Source organism: Alteromonas genovensis (assembly GCF_010500895.1).
GTDB lineage: Bacteria > Pseudomonadota > Gammaproteobacteria > Enterobacterales > Alteromonadaceae > Alteromonas > Alteromonas genovensis.
The window spans coordinates 47,173-71,027 of record NZ_JAAAWO010000002.1; the positions used below are offsets into that span (position 1 = coordinate 47,173).

Here is a 23,855-nt window from a genome sequence, read left to right on the forward strand (position 1 = left end):
TGTTATCAGTCATTTATGGTTTACTGAGCACATGAATTTGTTTCGTTAGCCACTTGTATAGCGCCACTGACTAGATATAAAACGGTGTGCCAAGTGTTAGTGAATTACCTACGTTAGAACGGTTATGTCCTCAGAACGATTTATACCTTTTCGCAAAGCCGATGTTGTTTCCATGTGTAACGATGTTCTCATTAACAAAGAAACCGCTGATGCTGATAGCACTGCAAACACCTTTGAGGTGTTTTGTAATTTGTTGGTGAGCCGCATTCACTTTCAGTATCACGAGCAGCTAGAGCGCTTGAAAAACAGTTATGCGCTTTTCGACCCCAACAAAGATACCCGCACGCTGAAAGATATTGCAGATAGCGAACGTAAGGCCGTTCAAAAAGATTTCGCCAGTGAGTTCTCAACATTATTAGATTCTGCCAACTTTGAAAAAGTCACCGATACTGATTTAGAAGATGCGCTGCATGAAGAGTCGCTGTTTAAAGTTCGTTTGGCGGTGAGTTTTGACGATTTTCAAGAAGTCGTGTTTTATCGCCGAGGTGAATCAGTTAAAACTGAAACGCTACGCACTTTTTTTGGACTGCGCAAAAAATCGATATCGTTTACCAACTACGATCGAGTGGCGGTTTATATTACCTTCAAAGATAAAGATTACTTCGAGCAACGGAAAGGCACTAAAAAACAGCTCCCTGTCACTTTCACCCCTGGAGCCACCATCATTAAGCTGTTTCAAAACGTACCCAAAGCAGATTTGGAAATGCTGTTTCCAAACAGTGAAGTGAAAATGCGTCCGCTCGATAAACTTATCATTGGGGCGTCGGCAACGGTCGGTGGCATTGTTGTGTTGGTGACGAAATTAGGGGCGTCTATATTACTGCTTTCGTCGTTTCTCGCGTTTTGGTTGGGGCTTAAAGATGAGTCAGTAGAGCTTACAAAGCAAAGCCTTATTACCTTTGGTATTGGTATGGGAGTGTTCGGTAGCTTTGTCTTTAAAGAATGGACGAAGTTTAAAAATCGAAAAATACGGTTTATGAAAGCCCTTTCGGACAACCTTTATTTTAAGAATTTAGATAACAACGCTGGCGTGTTTCATACACTAGTAGACGCCGCAGAAGAGGAAGACTGTAAAGAAGCGTTGTTGGCTTATACCTTCTTGTTAAAACATGAAGGGGCAGGGATGAGCGCAGATGAACTCGATAAAGAGATTGAAGCTTGGTTTAAGCACACTCACCATTGCACCTTAGACTTTGATGTGTCTGATGCTATCGATAAATTAGTTACAATGAAGCTGGTAGAAATAAAGCCAGTAGAAACAGGACTCGTAGCAACTAAGCTCGTAGATAAAAATAACGAGCGATTCACGGCCAAGCCGTTAAAAAATGCTATTAATGAATTAGACGAGTATTGGGACAATATTTACCAAGGCTAGCTTGGTAGGTTTAGTTTTTAAAGGTGTATCTATTAAAGGTCATTTCTTGCAGAACCATCTTTTGTAGATACAGCTTTTCCCCAAAAACAAACTTATTCAAGTAATGGCCGAATTGCCTATAGTTGCAGATAAAAAGTGGTTATTTGAGCTATTCACACATTGCTTTATATTCAAGCAACCAATAGGCTCACGTTTTTTCTGATAGGTATCTAATGTTTTTAATTCATGTAGAAAGAGTAATTGATAAACCTATCCACGATGTGTTTGCGATGCTAAGCGATCACGAAAACTATGCGCAGTTTAAAGGCGTGGATGAAGCTAACTTACTAGTACATGGTAAAGACGATAAAAACGGGTTAGGCGCTGTGCGTGAAATTATCGCAGGTGGCGCTAATCTACATGAAGAAATTGTCGCGTTTGAGCCTCCTTATAAACTTGGCTACAAGGTGATAAAGTCGAAACCGCTGCCTTACGATCATCAATTAGGCGAAATAACCCTAAAAGAAATTGACGGTAAAACCCACGCAACGTGGCGCTCAAAAGGCCATATCACTATTTTCTTGTTGGGCAGTCTGTATTTCGATAAGCAAATTCAAAAAAACGGTGGAAGAGCGTTTGGTAGTATCTTGAAGCAAATTGGCAATTCATAACGCTAGCTAGAGTGCTCCATTGAGGGGATGCTTGTCTAGACTGAAATCTTCTTTAGATAGAAACCTTCTTTAAATGGAGAGCTCCACCCTCATTGTCAAAACAAGCGCGTCTTTTGCTTCCCTGTCTTCGGCAGGGTTTGCAATAAACTGTATGTCTGGTTTAAGCGCAAGGTTATCTGTTAGCTGAAAACGATAAAACAGCTCTATCGCTGTTTCGTCTCGCTTGTATTGAGATGCTACAAGGGGGCTGGTGGTAATATGAGATATGCCAAGCCCTAACACGTCGTCTTTACGATTATTCATGCCGTACCACGTTATTCCAGCGCCAATATGCGTGTCTATCTCACTGGTTGTATCGCTACTTTGCCCATATTGCATAAACCAACTACCGTTTTGTGCTGCAAATAATCGAGAACCAAACTCACCAGACAGAGTGGCGAAAAGCCCACTTGCATCCTGAGGAGGCATTGATTCGTCAACTTCATTTTCTACTAATGGCGCAATGTCGCCCGATTGCATCCAGCCGCCAATGGCAGCAGTAACGTTGCCTATATGTTGTGTCCATTGCCCCACGGTGAAACCATTACTAAAGCTGCGATTTTGATTGGCGTAATGTCCAATAGATAGCTGTGTATTTTGCGTGGCGCTATAAAACGCATTCACCGATAGCCGAGGGCTTGGATAAGTGGGGAAATAGGAAACTGTCGGGCTAAACCCCATAGACGAATGAATAAACTCTCCAGCATGTTCAGCATAGGCAAATTCATTATTGGCATCGACTTGACCTATTTTGAAGCGCAGGCTTTCTTCATAAAATGACTTCTCTACCCAAACCTCATACATTTTTGTGAGCTCAGCTTCATCAATATTCGAAAATGCCTGAAGATCGCCAACAGAGTCACTGCCATTGTTCCCTCTTAATACTTGAGCATCTGCAAAAATTAACGTGCTGTCGTTAATACGATATTCATACGCAACAATACCCAGCGTCCTATTAATCGTAGTGCGCTCTTCTAGTCCACCCGATGCCACATAGCTTGTGTCGTGAACGAGAGTGAGTGAGAGGGAGTTTGCCAAGGTGTTGGCAGCACAAAAGCATGACGCCATCACTATACTGAGCTTAAGCGTATTAAATCGTGCTGCTCGTTTTTTTAATTGTGAAATGCCGAATAGAATGGGAAAAACCTTTGTTCCAATTTACTGGTTGAATATTACTACTAACCACCATGAATACTATTTTTTACGTAAGTCATACTCGAATTAGCTCACCTGAGCTTTTAAAAGAAACGACGTTTAAAGAATAGGCTTCAAAAAACAGCATTGAAGCAGGTGCTTAAATCAACGACCAGATGTTAAACGCGAGCAAATTAACAGTTTAGAAGCTAATCAAACAGAAGCTCAGAGCTGCGTGACTAATTAGTTCGAAAATGTGGACCTGACCCCCTTTTATTTATATAGGTCGCTGTGTTTGTATTTATCGATGAAAAAGCGGATTAATACACCTATTATGGCGGCCAGAGGTACTGCAACTAAAAGCCCTAAAAAGCCGAATAAACTACCAAAAATAGACAGCGACATAATGAGCCACACTGGGTGTAATCCTACAGAATCCCCAACGAGTTTAGGTGTAATAAAGTTGCCCTCAACAGCCTGGCCGAACACGAAAATCCCTACAACCATCGCCACTGAAATCCACTCATTCCAAAACTGAAATAGAGCCAAACCTAGCGCAAGTAGCCCTCCCAATATGGCGCCTAAATAAGGAATAAAGCTTATCAATCCTGCTGCAAACCCCACCACTAGGCCAAATTTAAGGCCTACAAGCATCAGCGAGATGGCATAGTAAACGCCTAAAATAATGCATACGGAGCCGGTACCGCGAATAAATCCAGCTAAGGTTTTATCTATTTTTTTCAATAAGTCGCGAATGACGGGTTCATGTTTGCGGGGAAGTAAACCGTAAATAGTTGAACTCATGCGGTGCCAATCTAAAAGTAGATAAACCGCTACTACAGGCACAATGACAAACAGCATTGCCAAATCGATGATGTTTGCTGCAGAGCTAAATGCAGTACTTAAAAACTCACCGCCACGTTCTTTAAAAACGTCACCTGCAGAGTTCATTACTGAGCGTAATGTAGTACTTTCACCAAACACTGACGGGAGTGTTTTACTTAACCACTCACTCAAACTGTTGAACAAATCTGGGCCAGATTCGAATAAGCTTATTGCTTGCGACACGATTGCCGGTGCAACTAGAAGCGTGGTGAGCACAAAAATTAGCGTTGCTGAAAGTGTTATCAGGGCAGTAGCCGCGGGTCGGCTGAATCCTTTACTCTCCAATTTTTCTGCGACTGGGTTGAGAATGTAGGCAACCACTGCACCTAAAATAAACGGTAGCAGCACATCGCCTAAAAACCACAGCACAAGAATGAGTACGCCGAGAGCGAGTGCCCAGTATTGAATCTGCCTTTTTCCTGTAGATGTCATATGTCCTTACTCCCTGTTATACACTGTAGCGAAGCGGTGCAAAGGCTTATAAAACTCCTGCATTGCTCGTATCTTATCGCCTATGGCCCGCATCCTATCGCCTATGCCCTATCAATTTTGCTATTCGCTGCAAACGGCCGGTGCGTAGCTGCAAATAAAGGTGTAATGCTGCTGTAAGTCTGCTATTGGCGTATTGTTCAACCTGTTATCAATAAAGCGCTGAGTTTCTTTTTTAAGGCGAAGCAGTAATGTCTCGCGGTCTTCACCTGACATGAAGCTGTGAGTTATCGCGTTTGTATTTAACTCAACCAATTCATCCCACGATAAATTAAAGTGGGTTACTGCTAGATAATACTCATCAGTTAAATTGCTGCTCCACATGCCTCTATCATCGGTTGAAAGCGTCACCGGCACGCCTGTTCGCAAGTATTCTGGGAAGGGATGTTCATCAATACTCTCGGCATATTCCAACAGCAGGTTAGATATAAGGTTTATCTCCACTAGATAGGGAGAGTTGCGCATCATCAATAGCGTGTCTGGGTCTTCAATCAGGTTATACCCATGACCAATTCTGTCTGCGCCCAGCAGCAATGTATCTTTAATGTGAGTATTGGGCTCATCCGACTCACCAGCATGAACACTTAGCGATACCGGTGGTGACTGAGCACGGAGCTTACGCAGTGTTGACAGAAAACGCAGTGGATACCCTTTATCATTATCTTCTCTGCCCACAAAGTTGATGCCAACAAAGTAGTCTCTGTGCCCATCAACAAACTTCCATGCTTCTTCCAGCTGTTGTGTAGCGTTAGGTAAAAAACGCACTATATGGATTTGAAAGCGTACCTCTACGTTAGTTTTTTGCGCGGCGTCGCTCTTTAACATGTCTATCAATAATTCAGCAAAAGCCTGGGTCGAATAAGGGGAGCCGTCAGGAAACCGCATGTCTGTTACTTGAAGCTGAGTTTCTAAGTACAGTACGTTTTCCTGCTGGTAGGCCTGCATGTTCTTTAACAGTAAATAGGTTTGTATGTGCGGGTTAAGCAGCATGTCGCCTAAGCGTTGCCAATGAGTCTGAAAAAATTCGTCGCGGCCCTCGTGAGGCTTATCCAATCTAATGCTGTTTAAAAACGCCTGCTTTTGCATCTCACTCAAGTTGGTAAGTAGGGTGTAATTGTTTTTTTCACAGCTAGAGAGCTGCTCGTAAGTAAAGGCTGAAACGGTGTGAAACATCAACAGCTGAGGACTAAAGCCAAATTCGTTGGTGCCGTAACCGTTACATAATGTGGGTGCTGTTTTTGTGTAGTAAGTATAGCCGCCGTTTTGCTTTGAACTTGTGGCGATATCCCACCACCACTCGCTCATGCCAGCGCCGGAAAGGTGATGATGAATATCACCGCCTTTGGGCATGGCATGCAAGAAGTTATACATTTGCGCGGGTGTTGCGCGTTGTTTAAATGCGTTGAACCACTCTGACATAGAGGGTGAAGATGCTGCTATAGAAGGTAAGCTGAAAATAAATACGCAAAAAAGCGCAAAGGTGCGAATTAACAAGTATCTATCCTCTTTAAGACAGGCTGCCAGCGTTTAAATCGTTTCTTAAAAACAATGAATTTACGAAATCAAACCGCTTCCATGGGGTTGATCTAATGGAGTCATTGTATACGTCATTGTCATATAAGCATAATATCTCTATAGTTCAACGATAACTCATTGAGTCTGTTTAACAGCACTTTGCGAGTTCAATATACGTCACTTTATTCTTTCCAAACGCATTCTGGTTCTCCAATTACATGAAAATATTGCATACGTCTGACTGGCATTTAGGGCAGAGCTTTTTTACAAAAAGCCGAAAGCACGAACATGACGCATTTTTGAAATGGCTTTTAAAAGAGGTCGACACTCATGCAATTGATGCAGTGATTGTGGCGGGCGATGTGTTTGATACAGGTACACCTCCTAGCTACGCCCGAGAGCTTTATCATGCATTTATTGGTGCGCTGCAAGCTCGGCAATGCACTCTTGTTGTACTGGGTGGAAACCACGACTCTGTTTCTGTGCTTAACGAGAGTAAATCGCTGCTTAAGTATTTAAATAGTCATGTTATCGCCAGCACGTTTGGTGATAGCGCCGAACAGGTTATTGCGCTTAAAAATAGCATCCATGAGGTTGGCGCTATTTTATGTGCCGTGCCGTTTATTCGCCCAAAAGATGTGTTGGTGAGTACAGCAGGGCAAAGTGCGATAGATAAGCGCCATGCGTTAGGTGAAGCAATAAAGCAGCATTACGCAATGTTGTATCAGCAAGCCATTGCGCTTCGAAATTCCATTGCAGCACAAACTCAGCAGCAGGCCGAGACTATTCCCATAGTTGCTACAGGTCATTTAACGGCGCTGGGAGTAAGTCAGTCTGAAAGTGTGCGGGATATTTATATCGGTACGTTAGAAGGGTTTGATGCTGGTGGCTTTCCTCCGGCCGATTACATTGCGTTAGGTCATATCCACCGCCCACAGAAGGTAGCTAAAACCGAGCATATTCGTTACTCCGGCTCGCCAATACCCTTAAGCTTTGATGAACTCAATACGCAGAAGCAGGTTGTTATGGTTGAGTTTACATCAGGCCAAACCGCTATTACGCCAATCCCCGTTCCGCGCTTTCAAGCAATGGAGGTGATCAAAGGAGATTTAGCGAGTATTGAGTTAGCAATTAATAGTAGCAGCGCTATTGCTAATGCCACAGAGTTTTCGCCTGTGTGGCTGTGTATTGAAGTTGAAACCCAAGATTACCTTACGGATTTGCAACAGCGTATACAGGCTTTGTTAGAAGGTAAAAACGCCGAAATTTTGCAACTCAAGCGTGTGAGAAAAAGTGCCACAAAAAGCTTAAGTGAAACAAAAAATAGGCAGTTGAGCGAGCTGTCGGTAAAAGAGGTATTTGAGGCGCGGTTGGCCCTCGAAGATTTTGACAGCCTTGAGCAGGATAACAGCCCTGAGCTGATCGAGAGCCTAGAACCAGATGAAAGTACACCCACTCAAGCATCATCAACAAACCGTAAAGCGCGTATAACGCACCTGTTTTCAGAGGCAGTAGAGCGAGTTCACGCTAATGACGAGGACAATGACGCTCTTGTTAATCGCAGCAAAGCAGATAAGGAGCAGGCGAAGTGAAAATATTAACCCTGCGACTTAAAAACCTGAACGCCCTAAAGGGCGAGTGGAAGATAGATTTTACCCAGTCACCTTTTGTTGATAATGGGTTATTTGCCATTACCGGGCCAACCGGTGCGGGTAAAACCACATTGCTCGATGCCATCTGTTTAGCGCTTTACCATCAAACGCCTCGTTTAGGCACTATCTCTTCTACGGCCAACGACATTATGACTCGCGGCACGGCAGAGTGTTTAGCAGAGGTGGAGTTTGATATTAAAGGCAAAGCTTATCGTGCGTTTTGGAGTATGCGCAGGGCGCGAGGCAAGGCCGATGGCAACTTGCAAAGTGCCGACGTCGAACTCGCCGAGGTAGACACTGGCAAAGTATTAGCAACCCAGGTTCGACCTAAAAGTGATGAAGTAGAGCGACTTACTGGGCTTAACTTTGCCCGCTTTACTAAGTCGATGATGCTGTCTCAAGGCGACTTTGCGGCGTTTTTAAATGCCAATGAGAACGACCGGGCTGAGTTATTAGAAGAGCTCACGGGAACAGAAATTTACGGTCATATTTCCCAAGCGGTTCATGCCCAATTTTCTGAGGCTAAACAGAAAAAGAAAGACTTTGGGTTAATGCTAGAGGGCGTAACGCTTTTAAGCGAACAAGAAACTAAGACCCTAAATGATGAACTCACGCAGACCAAACAACACATTGCCGATTTATCTGCAGAGCTTCACGTACTGCACCAGCAAAAGCAGTGGCAAGATGCGATTAAAGAAAATGGACACGCCGTAAATGAAGCGCACCATCTACAAAAGGCCGCGCAGAATGACGCCGACGAGGCAAAAAGTAAGCTGGATAAATTAGCGCAAAGTGAACCCGCCGAGGTGCTACGAGTTCCTTACTTTAAATATAAATCGATTCAAGATGACGTTACTGTTTATGAGGGGCGACTGAAAGAAAAAGAGCAGCAGTTACCTCATGCTCAGGCGGCATGCAGCGAGGCGCAACAGTCTGTAGCGCATACCGAGAAAGCGCTTAAAGAAACAAAGACTCATAATATTCGCCTTGAAGAACGCATCAATAACCATGTGTTGCCGATAGACAATAAAATTCAGCAGACCACAGACACCCTGAGCGAGTTAACCAATACCATATCTACGTTGACAGCATCTCTTAGTGAAAAAGACCAAGAAAAGTCGCAAATTGAAAAGGCTTTTTCTCAGCAGCGCGCGCTTAAAGAAGAGTTATCGTCTTACTTACAGTCGCACAGGCACATCGGCAATATTGCCGAGCATATAAGCGGCTGGAGTGAATCTGCCATAAGCATAAATAACGAACGAGGGCTTATAAACTCGTGGGTAGCTAAACGCAATGAAAGCGCCCACACGTTTAGTCAGCTATCAGAAAAGGTGAGCCAACGCTTCGATGAAGTTTCAAAGTTCACTGTAGAAAGTGAACGGCTTAAAGAGCAAGTGGAGAGCTATCAACATGCACTTAATTTGCTGCTAAATGGCTACGAAAAAGCAACACTTAGCGATGAAGTTGCAGTAAAGCTTAAGCACTGGGATAACATTATTCAGTGCGATCATTTGCAGCAACAGTACAAAGCGCTGACAGATGATGTGAATAATATTGCGACATGTGATGAAGCGCGTGAAAACGAAAAAGCGACGCAAAAAGCCAAACGTGACAGTTTGGTGGATGACTACAAAAATACGAAAGCAAGACTAAAAGAAATCGATGAGATTATATCGCTGAACAACGAGGTAGTGCACTTACGTGCTCAACTTAATGACGGCGAGGCGTGCCCCGTATGCGGTGCAAATGAACACAAAGTAGACTCGGTAAATATTGATGTACCCGCAACGGTGCAAAAGCGAGATGCTCTCAAACAACAGTTAGAAGATATAGAGCAAGAGGGAACAAAAGCCAAAGACGCACTAGCAAAAGCTGAGATGGCTATTGAACAAGCCCTCGCAAATAAAAGTGCCATTACTAAGCGGTTAGAAGAATTAAAAGTGCAGTGGCAACAGCAACAAGAAGTGATTAGCCACGCCATCGACTCAGCATTTAGTGAAATACCGATTGAAGACAACGCTCAATTTACACGCTTTAGTAACGCATACAAAGCGCGTATCGATTCTCTTAATCGGCAGTTAAAAGATATTGAACGGGCGGAGCAACAGTTAACCGACGAGAAAGCCAACCACCACAATGCACAACGTGAACTGTCGAATGCAAACGGTGAGCACCAGTTACTGTTACAACAACAGCAAAATGTGCAGGCATCCACTACTGAGCTGGAAAAAGATATTGAGGAAAAGCAGCGGGCACTCGACGAAAAAGAAAGCGCCTTAATTGCAGCGATAGCCGAAGTTACCCGAGCTAATGTGGGCATTTCTGGCGATAATGCTATTGAAGGTAAAGACACTGAAGTCGAATTTACAGTTCCTGAACCTCAAGACTTAACGCAATGGTTAAAAGAAAAGGCCGACGCACTTAACGTTTACAAAGCAAAGCAGCATGAGCTTGAGTCACTGTTGCCAAGTATTAATGCCTTTAACGAGAATCTCGCCACGCTTACCCGTGAAATAGCGACTTATCAGCAGCAGCTGAAAGAAAGTGCTGAAAAGGTAAAGCAATATGAAGGTACTCTGTCGTCATTAAACGCTAAACGACAGGAGGTGTTTCCAGAGCGAAACATAGTAGCAGTGCGACAAACCGCCGCTGACAACATAGAGCGCATTGAGCAGCAGTTAGCTGAATATCGAGCCAAACAGCAGGGCGCCAACAATACGGCAGCTCGCTTAGATGCGGAAAAAGAGCAGCTCATCGAACAGCTAATGACTAAACGAGAGCAGCTTGCCATTGCTCGTAGTGATTTTGAAAGCCTGCTTAACAAAAGCCCCTTTGAAAGCGAGGAAGCCTTTACTCAATCGCTGCTTGATGAAGAAACCCGAGAGCAGCTTGTTGCACTCAAACACTCGGTTTCGCAGAAGCTGCAACATGCTGAGTTACTAATGGCTAATGCAGTTACGCAGCAAGAAAAGCTTAAAGCGAACGAGAATGCAGAGCGCTGGCAGCAGTTACTTGAAGAGCGCGGGCCGCTGCAGGTTAGCGAAAATATAGCTGAGAAAAATGAGCGTAAAGACGCGTTGCTGTCTACCCAAGGTCAGATAGCTCAGCAGTTAGCAGCCAATGCACAGGCACAAGAAAAACAGCAGAAATTAATAGAAGAAATGGCGAGTTTTGAGGCCTATTACGACGATATTACGTATTTGCATTCCTTAATCGGTTCAGCCAGTGGTGACAAGTTTAGGCGCTTTGCACAAGGACTCACTTTGGATAACTTAGTGGTGCTGGCTAATCAGCAGCTTGATAAGCTGCACGGGCGTTATCAGTTAATTCGCAAAGAAAATGAAGGTTTAGGGCTTAGCGTGGTTGATACTTGGCAAGGCGATGTTTTAAGAGATACTAAAACTCTATCTGGGGGCGAAAGCTTTTTAGTGAGTTTAGCGTTGGCACTGTCTTTATCTGATTTGGTGAGTTTTAAAACCAGTATCGACTCACTTTTTTTAGACGAAGGATTTGGAACTTTAGATGCAGAAACGTTGGATGTCGCCTTAGATGCTCTTGATAATTTAAATGCTAGCGGAAAGATGATAGGTGTTATTAGCCACATAGAGGCTATGAAAGAGCGTATTCCTACTCAGTTAAAGGTAATAAAGCGAAACGGCGTAGGTTTGAGTGCATTGGAAAAGCAGTATTCAATACCTTCTACCTTAGTATAGTTTTTAGGAAATTTCGCTGTTTTTTTAGTCTAAAAGGCTATTAGAGCGAATATTGGCAATCATTTTACGCTACAATAGACTCTAAAGAAGTAATTTGAATTTTGGTTTGAAATAAGGACATTGTGCTAGGAAAACAGCAGCTAGGGTAAGCAAACCACCTATTGTCAAAAAATATCGGCAGAATAGATATGTACTTAGAGACAGATATCATAAAGCGCAACAATGTGCGTTTTTTTGGCAACGGCGAAGTTACCCTACTGCTAGCCCATGGTTTTGGTTGCGATCAGCGCATGTGGGACCATCTAATCCCTTATCTTGAAAACGACTACAAAATCGTTTTGTTTGATTATGTTGGGTGTGGACAGTCAGATCTTAGTGCATTCGATAAAAAAAGATATTCAAAGCTGTGTGGTTATGCGAAAGACGTTGAAGAAATCTGTGATGCGCTTGAACTAAGCAATATTATTTTTATAGGCCATTCAGTGAGTGGCACCATTGGCATGCACGCGGCAATCGAACGCCCAGGCTTAATTAACAAGCTGATCATGATTTGTCCTTCTCCATGTTTCTTAAATGTCCCGCCCGATTACATGGGTGGGTTTGAAAAACAAGACTTAGAAGAGCTCATCAATTTAATGGATAAAAACTATCTTGGGTGGGCCAATTATTTTGCCCCTATTGTAATGGGCAAAGGTAACGACGATGCTTTTACCCAAGAGCTAGAAAACAGCTTTTGTTCTACCGATCCCGGCTACGCAAAACCCTTTGCTAAAGCCACATTTTTTGCAGACGATAGGTACCTTTTGCCAAAGCTCGGCACGCCAACACTGATACTTCAAAGCCAAGATGACAGCCTTGCATCTGTTGAAGTTGGCCGCTACATGAATAAAGCAATAGAGCACTCTGAACTCATCGTTTTAGAAGCCAAAGGGCACTGCTTGCACATGACAACACCAGAGCAGGTGGCTTGTGCTATCGGGGAGTTCTTGGGTTGAACCAAGTAGAATTTGATCATTTCCCTTGCCTGCTGTTAGTGAGTCATATTGAGACCACCCATTTACTTACCTGCAATACTTATGCAGAGAGTTTTCTGGGGTTACAGAGCATTGACGGCTCGTTTGGCATCAATGACATGCTGTCTAAAGCGTCACTGATTTTTTACGAGAGTTACTTAAAGCCTATTTTGTTAAGTAATGGGATGTGTAAAGAGGTTCAACTTACGCTTTTGACTCATACTGGCGAGCGTGTTCCTGCTGTGGCCCATATTACGTTGAAAGAAGCGGCGCTTTACTGGGCTATTTATCCTGCTCAAGAGCGAGACAAGCTATACCAAGAGCTTGTTTCTGCTCGCGAGAATTTGGAAGCAAAAACCGAGGAGCTCACTCGACTAACTCGGCTAGACCCGCTCACATCATTATTAAATCGTCGTGCACTAACCGCCGACCTTAATAAAATAATCACGCTCATAAAACGCAAGTACGTACCTGTATGCTTAGTACTCATCGATATCGACTTTTTTAAGCCTATAAATGATAATTTCGGTCACGAGTATGGCGATGAGGTTTTAATAAAACTTGCCGCCGTACTAAAAGGCGTTGTACGAGAAAGTGATTTAGTCGCGCGATGGGGTGGCGAAGAGTTTTTATTAGTTCTTTATAATGCCAACGTTGACGATGCGTTTTCTTATTGCGATAGAATTCATGAAGCCGTCCGAGACATTGACCTACCCGATAATAAACATCTTACGGTAAGCATTGGCATAGCCAATGTGAAGCAAGAGGATATCAGCGACAGTGAGGTTATTTCTAAAAATATTCACGTTGCAGATAGCGCGCTTTACATCGCTAAAAAAAGCGGTAGAAATCAAACTCAATTAGTTAGCTAGTGTTGGCGTTCTATCTCAGTCGTTCCGAGAGATAGTGATACACGTCTTATTTTTCAAACGACAGAACTAATAAATTGGCTAGTTTTTGCATGGCATATAGGCCACAATCGCCATGCTGTGCAAACAATATACTATGGAGAAAGCAATGACTTGTGAAGGGAGAGTATCTGACGTGGGCGCGTTAATTAAACAATGGTCTGTTGGTGCAGTACTATTGGTAATAATGGCAATTACAGGCTGCAGTGATAGTGAAGTAGGCGATGTGTCTCTTGGTTTATTTACTACCAAAGATATTAAGATAGACGCGTTAGTAGACCCCATAGTAACAGGCGTTACCTGTCATATTTCTAGTATTGAGGCCGATTTAGACTTTTCAGATCCGTCTGATAGCGCGATTGCCTGCAGACAAACCGGGCCGATAACAGCTGAAATGCTAGCGAACATTGATAAATCGCCCTCTGGTGATGTGATTTTTAGAAAATCTAAAAGTGTGTTTTTTAAAAACATGAAGCTTCGCCGCATTTACGATGAAGAATCAAAAACACTGATGTATTCGTCGTACAGTACGAAAGAAACATCAGGTAGTTACAAACATAGCTTATCTACGGTACCACTTTGGGAAACTGCGGCTTTTAATAATTAATCGAGTGCTGCGAAAAAGCCTGTGATGAAAGCTCACTTTTAAAAGCGCACGTTAAAAACGATTCTTTATTGTGCGCTATCATAACCAATGTCAATAAGTTCGCTCTTGGTTTTAAATCTCTTTAAAACATGCGTGTGTAAACCAGCGTAGCGCTCAATGCAGTGTCGTCATCGGTGAGTGGGCTGTCACTTATGCTGCTATCAAAAAATGTAGCGCCGACGTCAACTCGCGTCATGCCGCCTAAAAACTTACCCGTAGACACTGCGACTCTTACTTCGGTATTTGTCGCGCTGCTGCCTTCATACAAACCTCTAAATGCAGTGACTTCTTCAGGACGCACGCCGTAGTAATAATCCACATAGTTATTATCTTGAAAGCTAAGACCAACAGAGGGCTCAATCAAAAAGCCATTTACTCTAAATTGTTTGCCTATTCGCGCAGTGGCTTGAAAACCATCGTATTTACCTAGCATATCGGTATTGGTGGATAAGGAGTATGTCCAGCTTTGCGTGTTGTAATTTGCACTTATTCCAGCGGCAAAACTAAAGTCTCTATCGTCCATTCCTTCAAAGATAAAGCTGTCGGATTCCTCGTAACCGGCAAACACGGGAACCAATTGTGCATCGACTGAGAAGCCCTCTTTTTGAAATACTTGATAGCTAACAAAAGGCCCATACACCCTGAGTTTTTCGCCGGCATAACCAATAATAGGAATAGGAACAATTCGGTTATCGAAGCCCGCGTAGACATCTTGCGATACGCTAATGCCAAAACCATACATCCAGCCTTGAGGTTGTTGTGGAGCCTGGGCGTGCGTAAATGTAGACGCGGTTAGTGCCGACAGCAAGCCGCTAAGTATTAAACCTGTTTGTATTTTCAATTTCGAGCCTCCTTTTCAATAGCAATGTATTCGACCGTTTAAAGCAACGTTTAAATCAGAGTTTGAACAGAGCTTAAAACAGAACTTAAAATAAAACCTAAAACAAGAATACATTCAATGGGTCGTAATTGATCAGCACTATGCGTGAGTGAGTGTAACCAAGTGTTGCTGCTGCCCTCTGACTAAGCGTTAGATTTATCTGCAGGCGGTTTTTTAAAATGAAATCGTGGCAAGTGATAAAAACCATCTTAGTTGATGATAGGGCTTGTGATAGAGTGGAGGGATATGAAGCAAAGTAATATGAAGTAAATTGACGAGAAAATGGTGAAGCACGAATACATTATTGGCATCGACGGCGGAGGTTCACACTGTCGGGCTGTGTTGCAAAGTAGCGATGGAAAAATAGTGGGAGAGGGAGTCTCTGGGGCATCAAATATTATGAGCGACCCCCAACAGGCACTGCAATCAATAGTGAGTGCATGCAAAGCAGCAATAGCCGATGCCAACCTGTCGCTTTCTCTTTCAAACGTAGTGGTAATGGCTGGGCTTGCAGGCGCCAACATTCCTAAAGCAAAGACCTATTTTCTGTCATTGCCAATGCCGTTTAAACGCATTCACGTAATGAGCGATTTGCATGCCGCCTGCTTTGGTGCCCATGAAGGTGCAAGCGGTGGCCTAATTATCTGCGGCACTGGCTCGGCGGCAACGTGTCATCGCGATGGCACATTTAAAGATATTGGTGGTTATGGACTTAGTTTAGGCGACAATGGCAGCGCAGCGTGGCTTGGTCTTCAAGCAGTCAAAATTACCTTACTTACGATGGATGGTGTTCATCAAGAAAGCGCGCTTGCAAAGCGAGTGGTTGAGCAACTCCAAGCACGCACAGCTAGCGATGTTGTTACCATTACCTCCTCTTACAAACCAAGTCATTATGGAGAGTTGGCACCCCTTGTTACAGCGTGTCATGAAGCAGGCTGCAAAACAGCTACCGAGATTATTCGCGAAGGCGCACGCTACATTCACTCCATCATAATCACGCTGAACGAGTACTATCGAAGCTTTTGTAAAACAGCAGGCGATTCATCAGTAATGCCAGTGTGTGTGGTGGGTGGACTTGCGCAAACTTATATTCCGTTATTGCCTAATGATATACAGCAATCGTTATGCGCGCCAAAAACAAACGCTCAGCGCGGTGCAATAGGGTACTTTTTACAAGTGGAGAGCGCAAAACGATAGAGTGAAAGAAGACGTAAAGTAAAACGTTCTTAAAGGAATAGGGCAGATAGTAACTGGGCCAATAGTAACAAGGCCGAAAGAGACGGGGTTCTATAGGAAAAGGGTTTTGTGCACAATAGTGTGAAGGGTAGACGTGGTTTAAATAAATAAGGTGGCTTGCGCCACCTTATTTTGTATATAACGTTTAAAACGTTAATTTACGCTATTTCTTTGTGTGACAAGAACTCGTCGTAGTTACCATCAAAGTGGTTAAGCTCTTGATCTTTTATTTCAATAATTTGAGTGGCTAGCGAAGAAACGAACTCTCTGTCGTGGCTAACAAAAATAACCGTGCCATCAAATTTGTAAATAGCATTATTGAGCGCTTCGATAGACTCCATATCCATGTGGTTGGTAGGTTCATCTAGCACAAGTACGTTGATATCTTGAAGCATTAGCTTGCCAAACAATAGACGGTTTTTCTCACCACCTGAACACACCTGCACTTTCTTATTGAAGTCGTCAGAGGTAAACAGTAAGCGTCCCAGCATACCTTTTATTTGAAGGTCATCATGCTTTGGACTGCGCCACTGGCTCATCCAGTCAAACAACGTCATATCTTTAGCGAAGTATTTGGCGTTGTCTTGTGGAATGTAACCTATCGCTGCGTTTTCCGCCCACTTAATGTTACCCATTGTAGGCTCTAAATCGTCCACTAAGGTTTTAAGTAGCGTTGTTTTACCTGCACCGTTTTCACCGATAATCGCCAGTCGCTGACCTGCTTCAAGCAACAAGTTAACGTTGCTAAAAAGCGGAAGGTCGGGATAGCTGTGACCCAGCTCTTCAAGGGTTATGGCTAAGCGATGCAGTTTTTTGTGTTGCTTGTACACAATGTAAGGCTTACGGCGACTCGACGCTTTCACTTCAGATAGTTCAATTTTTTCTAAACGGCGAGCTCGCGAAGTTGCCTGCTTTGCTTTTGACGCGTTAGCAGAGAATCGTGCAACAAAGCCCTGAAGTTCTTCAATTTCAGCAGATTTCTTCGCGTTTTCGTTATGCAACTGCTCCTGTACTAACATTGCAGCCTGAACGTAATCGTCGTAATTACCTGGGTAAGTACGAAGTTCACCGTAGTCAATATCCGACATATGAGTACACACAGAGTTTAAGAAGTGTCTATCATGGGAAATAATGATCATGGTGGATTTACGCTTGTTTAGCTCTTCTGCTAACCAGCTTATGGTGTAAATATCCAAGTTGTTGGTTGGCTCATCAAGCAGCAAAATATCGGGTTCTGCAAACAAGGCTTGAGCAAGAAGAACACGCACTTTTTTACCCGGTGCAATTTCTTTCATTAGGCCAAAGTGGTAGCTTTCATCAATACCGGCAGAACTTAATATATCGCCTGCTCGGGCTTCGGCAGTATATCCGTCCATTTCGGCGAACTGAGTTTCAAGATCGGCAACACGCATACCGTCTGCTTCGCTCATATCAGGCTTGCTGTAAATGGCGTCGCGTTCTTGCTTTACTTCCCATAATTCACGGTCGCCCATGATAACGGTGTCAACTGCGCTAAATTCTTCAAATGCGAATTGGTTCTGACTTAAAATACCGAGTTTAGTACCTGGTGCCATAGAGACATTGCCAGAAGTCGGTGTAAGTTCACCGCTCAAAATTTTCATGAAGGTAGACTTGCCGCATCCGTTTGCACCAATTAGGCCGTAACGGTTGCCGTTGCCAAATTTGGCAGAAATGTTTTCAAACAGTGGCTTAGAGCCAAACTGCATCGTAATATTAGCGGTGGTTATCAAAACAGGTATCCAGGGGAGTAAATCAGAAGATAAAGCTGGGCGCGTTTGTACGCCGAGACAGCTTGCATTGCGCGCGCACTATAAGGAAATAAGGGCAATATGTCGAGGAAATTTTGAGCTATTGCCCTTATCTTCACACAAATGTCTTAATTCATGCCCTAATTCCTTAGCACTAAAAACTAGCCCCCTTAAAGGGCGCACAGTCACTTATTCGACTTGTGGGCTGCTCTTAGTGCATTAAAAGGAACAGTGCACCAGACTAAGTTGTGCATTAAAGAGAACATCACCCTAAGCCGAGAGTCGGTGGGCTAGGCAGACAGTCGGTGACTTTCAAATGCTGTTTGGTTGATAGGTGAGCCATTCATTGCCGCTACAAGCGCTGAATCATCTGTTGCTGGTAATGCTAAATCACCTGTCGGCGGCAGCGCTACATCACGGTCTTTTGCGGCCTCATGCTGATCTAAAAAGTGCTTTCCTGCGCTTACTCCAACCTTATAATCATGGCGCAAGTCGCTGTCAGTACTTCCAAGAAGCTTACTGTGCAAGGGTTTACCAGCAAAAATTTGGATTATCTCTACATCTGCTGGTGGATTTGCGATAAACGCCAACTCTTGCTGATAAGCTTGCTCGTGCTGCACTAAATAATTAATTGTTTTGGGGCAATGACCCGTTGCGCATACTAACGACTTCAATTTGTGTAGCCACGCTGAGCGCGCCTGAAAATTAATATCACCAGTGCGAATAACAACAATTTTCTTCGCGCCCCGCTCGTACGCCTCTCGCACGGGCAGGGGAGCCGCCAAACCGCCATCTAAGTAAAAATCTGATATAGGTGCAGTTTGCTTAATACAGCTGGCATTTTGCCCACCTTTTGTAGGCCCTTTAGCGATACCTTTCCTCGCTAGCGCTCTATCACTGCTAGAAACGCTAGTGCGTTCACCGTTATTCGAAGAGGCGTTATAAGCACTAGCATTATAGTCTGTTGTCAGTTCTACGCCTTGCTTATACAAAAAAGGTAATGCGCTAGACGCTTTTAGAAGTTCACGCCATTGATTAGCGCTACCTGTAGGGCTTAAGAAATAAGGTTTACGATCCCGAGAGTTTGTAGCGGTAATAAATAGCTCTCTATCTCCTAGGTTTTCAGTAGCGGCACTAAAATCTAATAGTCGATTTGTTTCTTTGGTTTTATCAAAGTACCAATCTAAATCGACAATGTGCTTACCCACCAAGCCGCGGCCAACTTGAAAAAAACGTTTGTGACGTGATAGTCCCCTAATTAATCGTTTCGCATATCCTTTTTGCCGCGCTAAAAAGCTAGTCAAGTTTTGCGAGCCCGCTGAGGTTCCAATAAACATGTCGAAAGGGTCGTAATTTTCAGCCAACCACGCGTCGAGCACTCCAGCGGTAAAAATTCCTCGCTGTCCTCCGCCTTCTGCAATAAGCGCTAGCTTAGTGCGCTCATTTACTTGAGGTGAGCTTGAGGATGAGGCTGGAGTGTTCATTTTAATTACCTGTTCGACGGATACTAAAGATGAATCAAAGGATATGGCGTTTTACGCCAATGCGAAAATTGAAAGAATGAATCGCAGCGATAGGAAAATACAGTCAGTTAAAGAACGGGATTAAAAAACAAATGTGAAAAAAAGACATCCTTGTCAACACACTTACACACAAACAAGTTTGCCGGTAGGCAGAATTACATAGAAAGACCGTGAGACTTGTACCACTTTCCTTTATAAAGTCTTTCTATGACAGCCTGCTTTTCCCAGCTAAATAAATATATCCAATCGTTATCAATAAGTTCTTGCAACATGGTGTGTTTATTCACAATGTCGAGAATTTTGTGATTTGGGGCAACAATATAAACACCCAGTCGTTGAGGTTGATGAACCCAGCGCTCGCCATTGTGCAGCGACTGCTTTGAAAGCCCTATTCGTAAATCGCCAGAGTTGCCTTCAAATACACCAATGTTGTTTCCAAGGGCGTTGTGAAGCACCTTATTTCCGCTGCCTAACTTTTCGTTATCGGTAACAGAGGCGTTGTATTGTGCGTTAATCCAGTGGGTAACAATCATTGGCGCTGTCATCAATGTTCCTAGCACGGAAGAGTCTAAATCGTTTTGCCAGGTATAGTCGTGGAGGAAGCTCTTACCTTCTAAGTCCACGCCTCGAGTACGCTGTCGAGGTCCGATAATAAACGAAGCGTTACCTGCAAGACCCCACTCAGGCTGAACCTGAGACCAGTCTTTTGCGCGATGTTGAAAGCGCAGATCCCGCTTCTTGTCCGATTCAAACTGTAAATTGGTACTGTAGTGTTTTGCCCTTTCTTTTTGCGCTTGGTGTTTAGCTTTTAGCAGCCAGTTTTTTACTTTTTCCGGTACTGAATTATCAAAACACTCCACATCATCGGTAGTCGTATTATGCAGTGCGGGGATAAAGCGCGTATTTCCAGCTATTTTGTGTCCCATTGTTTTAAGTGCTTTACGAACCTCCTCATCATTGAGAAGTTGAGCCAGCACGCGCACATTAACCTCGCCAGATTGACCGCCGCAGGCGCCGCAATCAAGACCAGCGGCATGCAGGTTATTTCTAGATTTGCTGCCATGACCTACTAGCAAAACAGTAGGTGAGAACTTAACCATTCCCATCATTTTAAGCGCACCTGCAGCAAGGGTCACTTTTTCAACTAGGCCGATAGGGCCGTTTTCATTTTTAATTTCCCAATTATGTTCATGACTTAGTGAGTTCATCGGGTTTTCTTTGCTTGATGGAAGCCAAGAGTTTTTCAAAAGTTTAAAGGCATACCACCACCCCGCAGACTCCACCATAGAAAAGCTGCCAAGTGGCGACTTGCTCCACTTGTGCCACGTAGAACGCTGCTGAATAAATTCGGTGCGATGAGCTTCAGTACCAGTTTCCGATGCTAAAAGCTGCGGAGCGAGAAGCCCTGGTAGTTGAGGACGTTTTGCATCTGTATTCGCAGGCGCATAGGCTACTGGCATACCAAAAAAGCCTGCAAACCCCATGGTTTTCACTGAAGGACTTTGCAGTTCTAAAACACGTCGTATAACTTCAGAGCGCACATCAATGCAAAAGATAGCCTGCACTTCTGCGTGGGTGTGCTCAACCGGCGTACAGCCAATCAATTTACTCTGTAACCGCTGTTGCTGCTCATATTCGTAGGCATACATCATTACCCACAGGCTTTGCTCTTCTCGTTTAAACTGCTCTATTCTTGTCGGGAGTTGATTTAATAGGTAAGACCATCTTGTTCTTACCTGACTAGCCTCTACAGCATGGTGTTTTTCATAATACCGATATACGATGAGTTCCCAGGCAAGACGAATAGCGAGTAAACCTAGCAGTTCGTTTTCGTCTTTGAGCCAAGTGCGATAAGCGATATAAGAAGACCACCCATTAATACTCATAATGAGCGCGTAGAAATAGTCTTGCGCTTTGCTGTTATCTAGCGACAGTGTTTTACTCGCTTCAAGTAGAAGAGCATCAACACTTGTTGGCAGGGTTTCAAATACTTTCTTGAGTCCTCGGGTATTCATCAGTACGTTAATGCCGGCGTCGTGCTTTAACCCATTAAGCCAACTCTTATACAGTGTGTCGGCGGCAGAGTTGCCTTCAACGTGAACCAGCGGTGATTCGTGTTGATAATACGCCGCGCAAAACTGACTGATTTGAAATAAGCACTCATCTTGCCAGGTCATTTCACTTGCCGAGCGATAGCTGTCGAAGTGCGTCGTAATAAGTGGAAGCTCTAACTTCTTGGTGGTATCGCCAAGCGTAGACAAAAACGTCGCGCTATCTAATGTAATACCGTACTGAATTAAACTGTGAGAAATTGCGTTGTCTGAGATCTCTCCCTCTTTATACAAATCTAACCAGTGAGACGCTGGCATCACGGTTGATATACCGGCAAGGGCATGTACTTTTGCCGACACGTCTTGCTGTGTGCTGTTTATCAGTTTCCAATAGGGATTTACCGCAATTAATTTATCAAGAGGAAAGTTTGGCGCTACTCCTTCGCAAGCTTGGGCTGCCGCTTTGTGAATGCGCTTTTCGTCAAGGCTAGAAGCGTTAAGTGAGATAACGGTCATTATTGACTCCCAATTTTAGACACTGATGCTGCATGACTAGGTCGCGACTGTTTCTCACGCAGCGTTATTGGATATAGTTTTAATGTGACTTTGGTAAACCATTCATCGAGGTAAAACCCTGCAAACAAGAGCTGTTTAAAACGCTTTACTGCAATATGATTAGCAAATGTTTGCATAATAAAGTGCAGCGCAAATAGCGTAACTAACAGTGCTGATACCCATATGTCCATTAGCGAAAACATGCCAATTGGGGCCGGAAAAGCGGGCACAATATAGCTTTGAATTACGCCTTTTATTGTTGCGTAAAAGCTTACAAGAGCAATGGTAATAGCCACTAAGATATACATTTGTGTTTGGTCTGAATTAGCGGTTCGCATAGCAAGAAACGCGGTGAATGCCAGCGCCATGAGAAGCCAAGGGCTTGCGGGCCCTTGATAGCTAGAAAGTGTAAAGCTAGCAGCAATGGCAAGAGAGGTAATAAATGCAGCGTTAAGCCAATCGGCGAAAAGGGGGGCGCGATGGGCGCTAATATCGTGCTCTAAAGTCTCATAAACCGCCGAGCCTGTATTTAAAAACGCATAGGCCTTGTAAAACGAGTGAGCAACCAAGTGGATTAGTGCAAGTGAATACAATCCCATGGCGCATTCAATGAGCATTAACCCCATTTGTGATGACGTTGACCAAGCAAGTCGTACTTTAATCGTGACGCGGGTTGTCATGATCAATGCACTGAAAAATACACTTAACCCTGCTACAACTAAAAGCATCCACTGCGCCTCACTACTTGCAGCAACAAGGGGAGCAAAGGCCAATAACAGGTAACCACCTAAGTTTATAACACCTGCATGAAGTAGCGCACTCACTGGAGTAGGCGCTTCAACAATATTAATGAGCCATCCATGCGCCGGCAGTTGAGCACATTTTAACAGCGCAGCTGCACTTATTAGACAAGCGGCATACGTAGCTAATTGAGTGTTAGTGAAACCAGTTTGTGTTTGACTGAGCTGATCTGGTTGATTAACGAGATACAAAATTTCATCGATATACAAGGTGTCGAATGCTAAAAACAGCAATACAAAGGCGCCAGCCATTAAACACTCTGAGGTGCGAGCCAAAATAAACTTTTTGTGTGCCGCGATAATGGCGCGTGGGCGCTCGGGATAAAGTAGCAATAGGTTGTGCAAAGAAAGACTGACCGCTAGCCATCCAGCCCAAAAAATAACGAGGTGGTTGGCCAAAATGGTAATAACCACAGACGATAAAGTGAGCTGCATCCAGCGCAGGAAACTGGGGTAACAGGCTTCACCCACTAAGTAATTGCGTGAAAATCGCATAAGGATGGTGCCTATTGCTACAACCGTTAGCATAACAATGGCTTTCATCGGGGAAATAGAGACTAACATGACACCCACTGCAGCTGTTCCCGCATCAGTAAGCATGCTACTAGAAAGGCCAGTAACTAAAGACACGATGAGCAGTGTGATACTTCCCACAATAGCCACTTTCTCAATATTGACAGTCGAGAACATTGTGGCCTTTTTACTGGTAAACCAAGACAATATGGCCCAGAACAGTGGCAGCAAAATTAGCAAAAATGCGCTGGTTTGCGGTGACATGTTTTACTCCTTTATTGTTTCAAGCAGTAAAGCACGGTCAGTTTCATTTAAAAAATAGATATATATTTAAAAATCGTTCGTATTTTTAACTTTGTTAATTTTTTGTTTTGGGTAAAGTATTGAAATATATATTAAATATTAGTTTTCGTTGTTGATTTGTTCTGTTTAATAAATGGTTTTGTTTA

Annotated in this window: 16 protein-coding genes; 8 read left to right on the top strand and 8 right to left on the bottom strand. The window is 43.7% G+C overall.

Features of this window, described 5'->3' with window-relative positions:
* Positions 1–124: 124 nt before the first annotated feature.
* Positions 125–1,435, top strand: coding sequence for a TMEM143 family protein (locus tag GTQ48_RS03025; RefSeq protein ID WP_163105118.1), 1,311 nt, complete (start codon positions 125–127; stop codon positions 1,433–1,435).
* Between the two features lie 212 nt (positions 1,436–1,647).
* A complete protein-coding gene (locus GTQ48_RS03030; protein WP_163105119.1) occupies positions 1,648–2,085 on the top strand; it encodes an SRPBCC family protein in 438 nt (145 codons plus the stop codon).
* A 69-nt stretch (positions 2,086–2,154) separates the two neighbouring features.
* Here the strand turns inward: GTQ48_RS03030 and GTQ48_RS03035 are convergent, their stop codons facing one another.
* The 3 genes from GTQ48_RS03035 to GTQ48_RS03045 form a co-directional block, all read right to left on the bottom strand.
* Complete coding sequence (locus tag GTQ48_RS03035) at positions 2,155–3,192, bottom strand: carbohydrate porin (protein WP_163105120.1); 1,038 nt, start codon at positions 3,190–3,192, stop codon at positions 2,155–2,157.
* A 339-nt stretch (positions 3,193–3,531) separates the two neighbouring features.
* On the bottom strand, positions 3,532–4,575 hold the full coding sequence (locus GTQ48_RS03040; RefSeq protein ID WP_163105121.1) for an AI-2E family transporter: 1,044 nt from the start codon (positions 4,573–4,575) through the stop codon (positions 3,532–3,534).
* A 120-nt stretch (positions 4,576–4,695) separates the two neighbouring features.
* Positions 4,696–6,126, bottom strand: coding sequence for an adenosine deaminase family protein (locus GTQ48_RS03045; protein WP_163105122.1), 1,431 nt, complete (start codon positions 6,124–6,126; stop codon positions 4,696–4,698).
* A gap of 239 nt (positions 6,127–6,365) precedes the next feature.
* Between GTQ48_RS03045 and sbcD the strand changes: the two genes are divergently transcribed.
* From sbcD to GTQ48_RS03070, 5 genes are all read left to right on the top strand, one after another.
* Positions 6,366–7,739, top strand: coding sequence for an exonuclease subunit SbcD (gene sbcD / locus GTQ48_RS03050; RefSeq protein ID WP_163105123.1), 1,374 nt, complete (start codon positions 6,366–6,368; stop codon positions 7,737–7,739).
* A complete protein-coding gene (locus GTQ48_RS03055) occupies positions 7,736–11,512 on the top strand; it encodes an AAA family ATPase (protein WP_163105124.1) in 3,777 nt (1,258 codons plus the stop codon). Before sbcD ends, GTQ48_RS03055 begins: the two co-directional genes overlap by 4 nt.
* Positions 11,513–11,700: 188 nt before the next feature.
* On the top strand, positions 11,701–12,507 hold the full coding sequence (locus tag GTQ48_RS03060) for an alpha/beta fold hydrolase (protein ID WP_163105434.1): 807 nt from the start codon (positions 11,701–11,703) through the stop codon (positions 12,505–12,507).
* On the top strand, positions 12,504–13,397 hold the full coding sequence (locus GTQ48_RS03065) for a GGDEF domain-containing protein (RefSeq protein ID WP_163105125.1): 894 nt from the start codon (positions 12,504–12,506) through the stop codon (positions 13,395–13,397). Before GTQ48_RS03060 ends, GTQ48_RS03065 begins: the two co-directional genes overlap by 4 nt.
* A 223-nt stretch (positions 13,398–13,620) precedes the next feature.
* Positions 13,621–14,040 (top strand): CreA family protein, encoded by a 420-nt coding sequence (locus tag GTQ48_RS03070; RefSeq protein ID WP_203565094.1) that lies wholly within the window; start codon positions 13,621–13,623, stop codon positions 14,038–14,040.
* A gap of 121 nt (positions 14,041–14,161) precedes the next feature.
* Here GTQ48_RS03070 and GTQ48_RS03075 read toward each other — a convergent pair whose 3' ends face one another.
* Positions 14,162–14,920, bottom strand: a complete 759-nt coding sequence (locus GTQ48_RS03075) for a MipA/OmpV family protein (RefSeq protein WP_239059977.1) — start codon at positions 14,918–14,920, stop codon at positions 14,162–14,164.
* Between the two features lie 321 nt (positions 14,921–15,241).
* Between GTQ48_RS03075 and GTQ48_RS03080 the strand changes: the two genes are divergently transcribed.
* Entirely contained in the window at positions 15,242–16,156 is a 915-nt protein-coding gene (locus tag GTQ48_RS03080; RefSeq protein WP_163105127.1) for a glucosamine kinase nucleotide-binding domain-containing protein, read from the top strand.
* Positions 16,157–16,353: 197 nt separating this feature from the next.
* Here the strand turns inward: GTQ48_RS03080 and GTQ48_RS03085 are convergent, their stop codons facing one another.
* From GTQ48_RS03085 to GTQ48_RS03100, 4 genes are all read right to left on the bottom strand, one after another.
* Positions 16,354–17,946 carry an ABC-F family ATPase gene (locus tag GTQ48_RS03085; RefSeq protein ID WP_032096404.1) on the bottom strand — a complete coding sequence of 531 codons (1,593 nt, stop codon included), beginning with the start codon at positions 17,944–17,946 and terminating at the stop codon, positions 16,354–16,356.
* A gap of 308 nt (positions 17,947–18,254) precedes the next feature.
* Entirely contained in the window at positions 18,255–19,448 is a 1,194-nt protein-coding gene (locus tag GTQ48_RS03090; RefSeq protein WP_163105128.1) for a patatin-like phospholipase family protein, read from the bottom strand.
* 194 nt (positions 19,449–19,642) lie between these two features.
* Positions 19,643–22,054: a YbcC family protein gene (locus tag GTQ48_RS03095; protein WP_163105129.1), complete on the bottom strand. Its 2,412-nt coding sequence runs from the start codon at positions 22,052–22,054 to the stop codon at positions 19,643–19,645.
* On the bottom strand, positions 22,054–23,670 hold the full coding sequence (locus GTQ48_RS03100; protein WP_163105130.1) for an NADH-quinone oxidoreductase subunit L: 1,617 nt from the start codon (positions 23,668–23,670) through the stop codon (positions 22,054–22,056). The genes GTQ48_RS03095 and GTQ48_RS03100 overlap by 1 nt, the downstream gene beginning before the upstream one ends.
* Positions 23,671–23,855 lie beyond the last annotated feature (185 nt).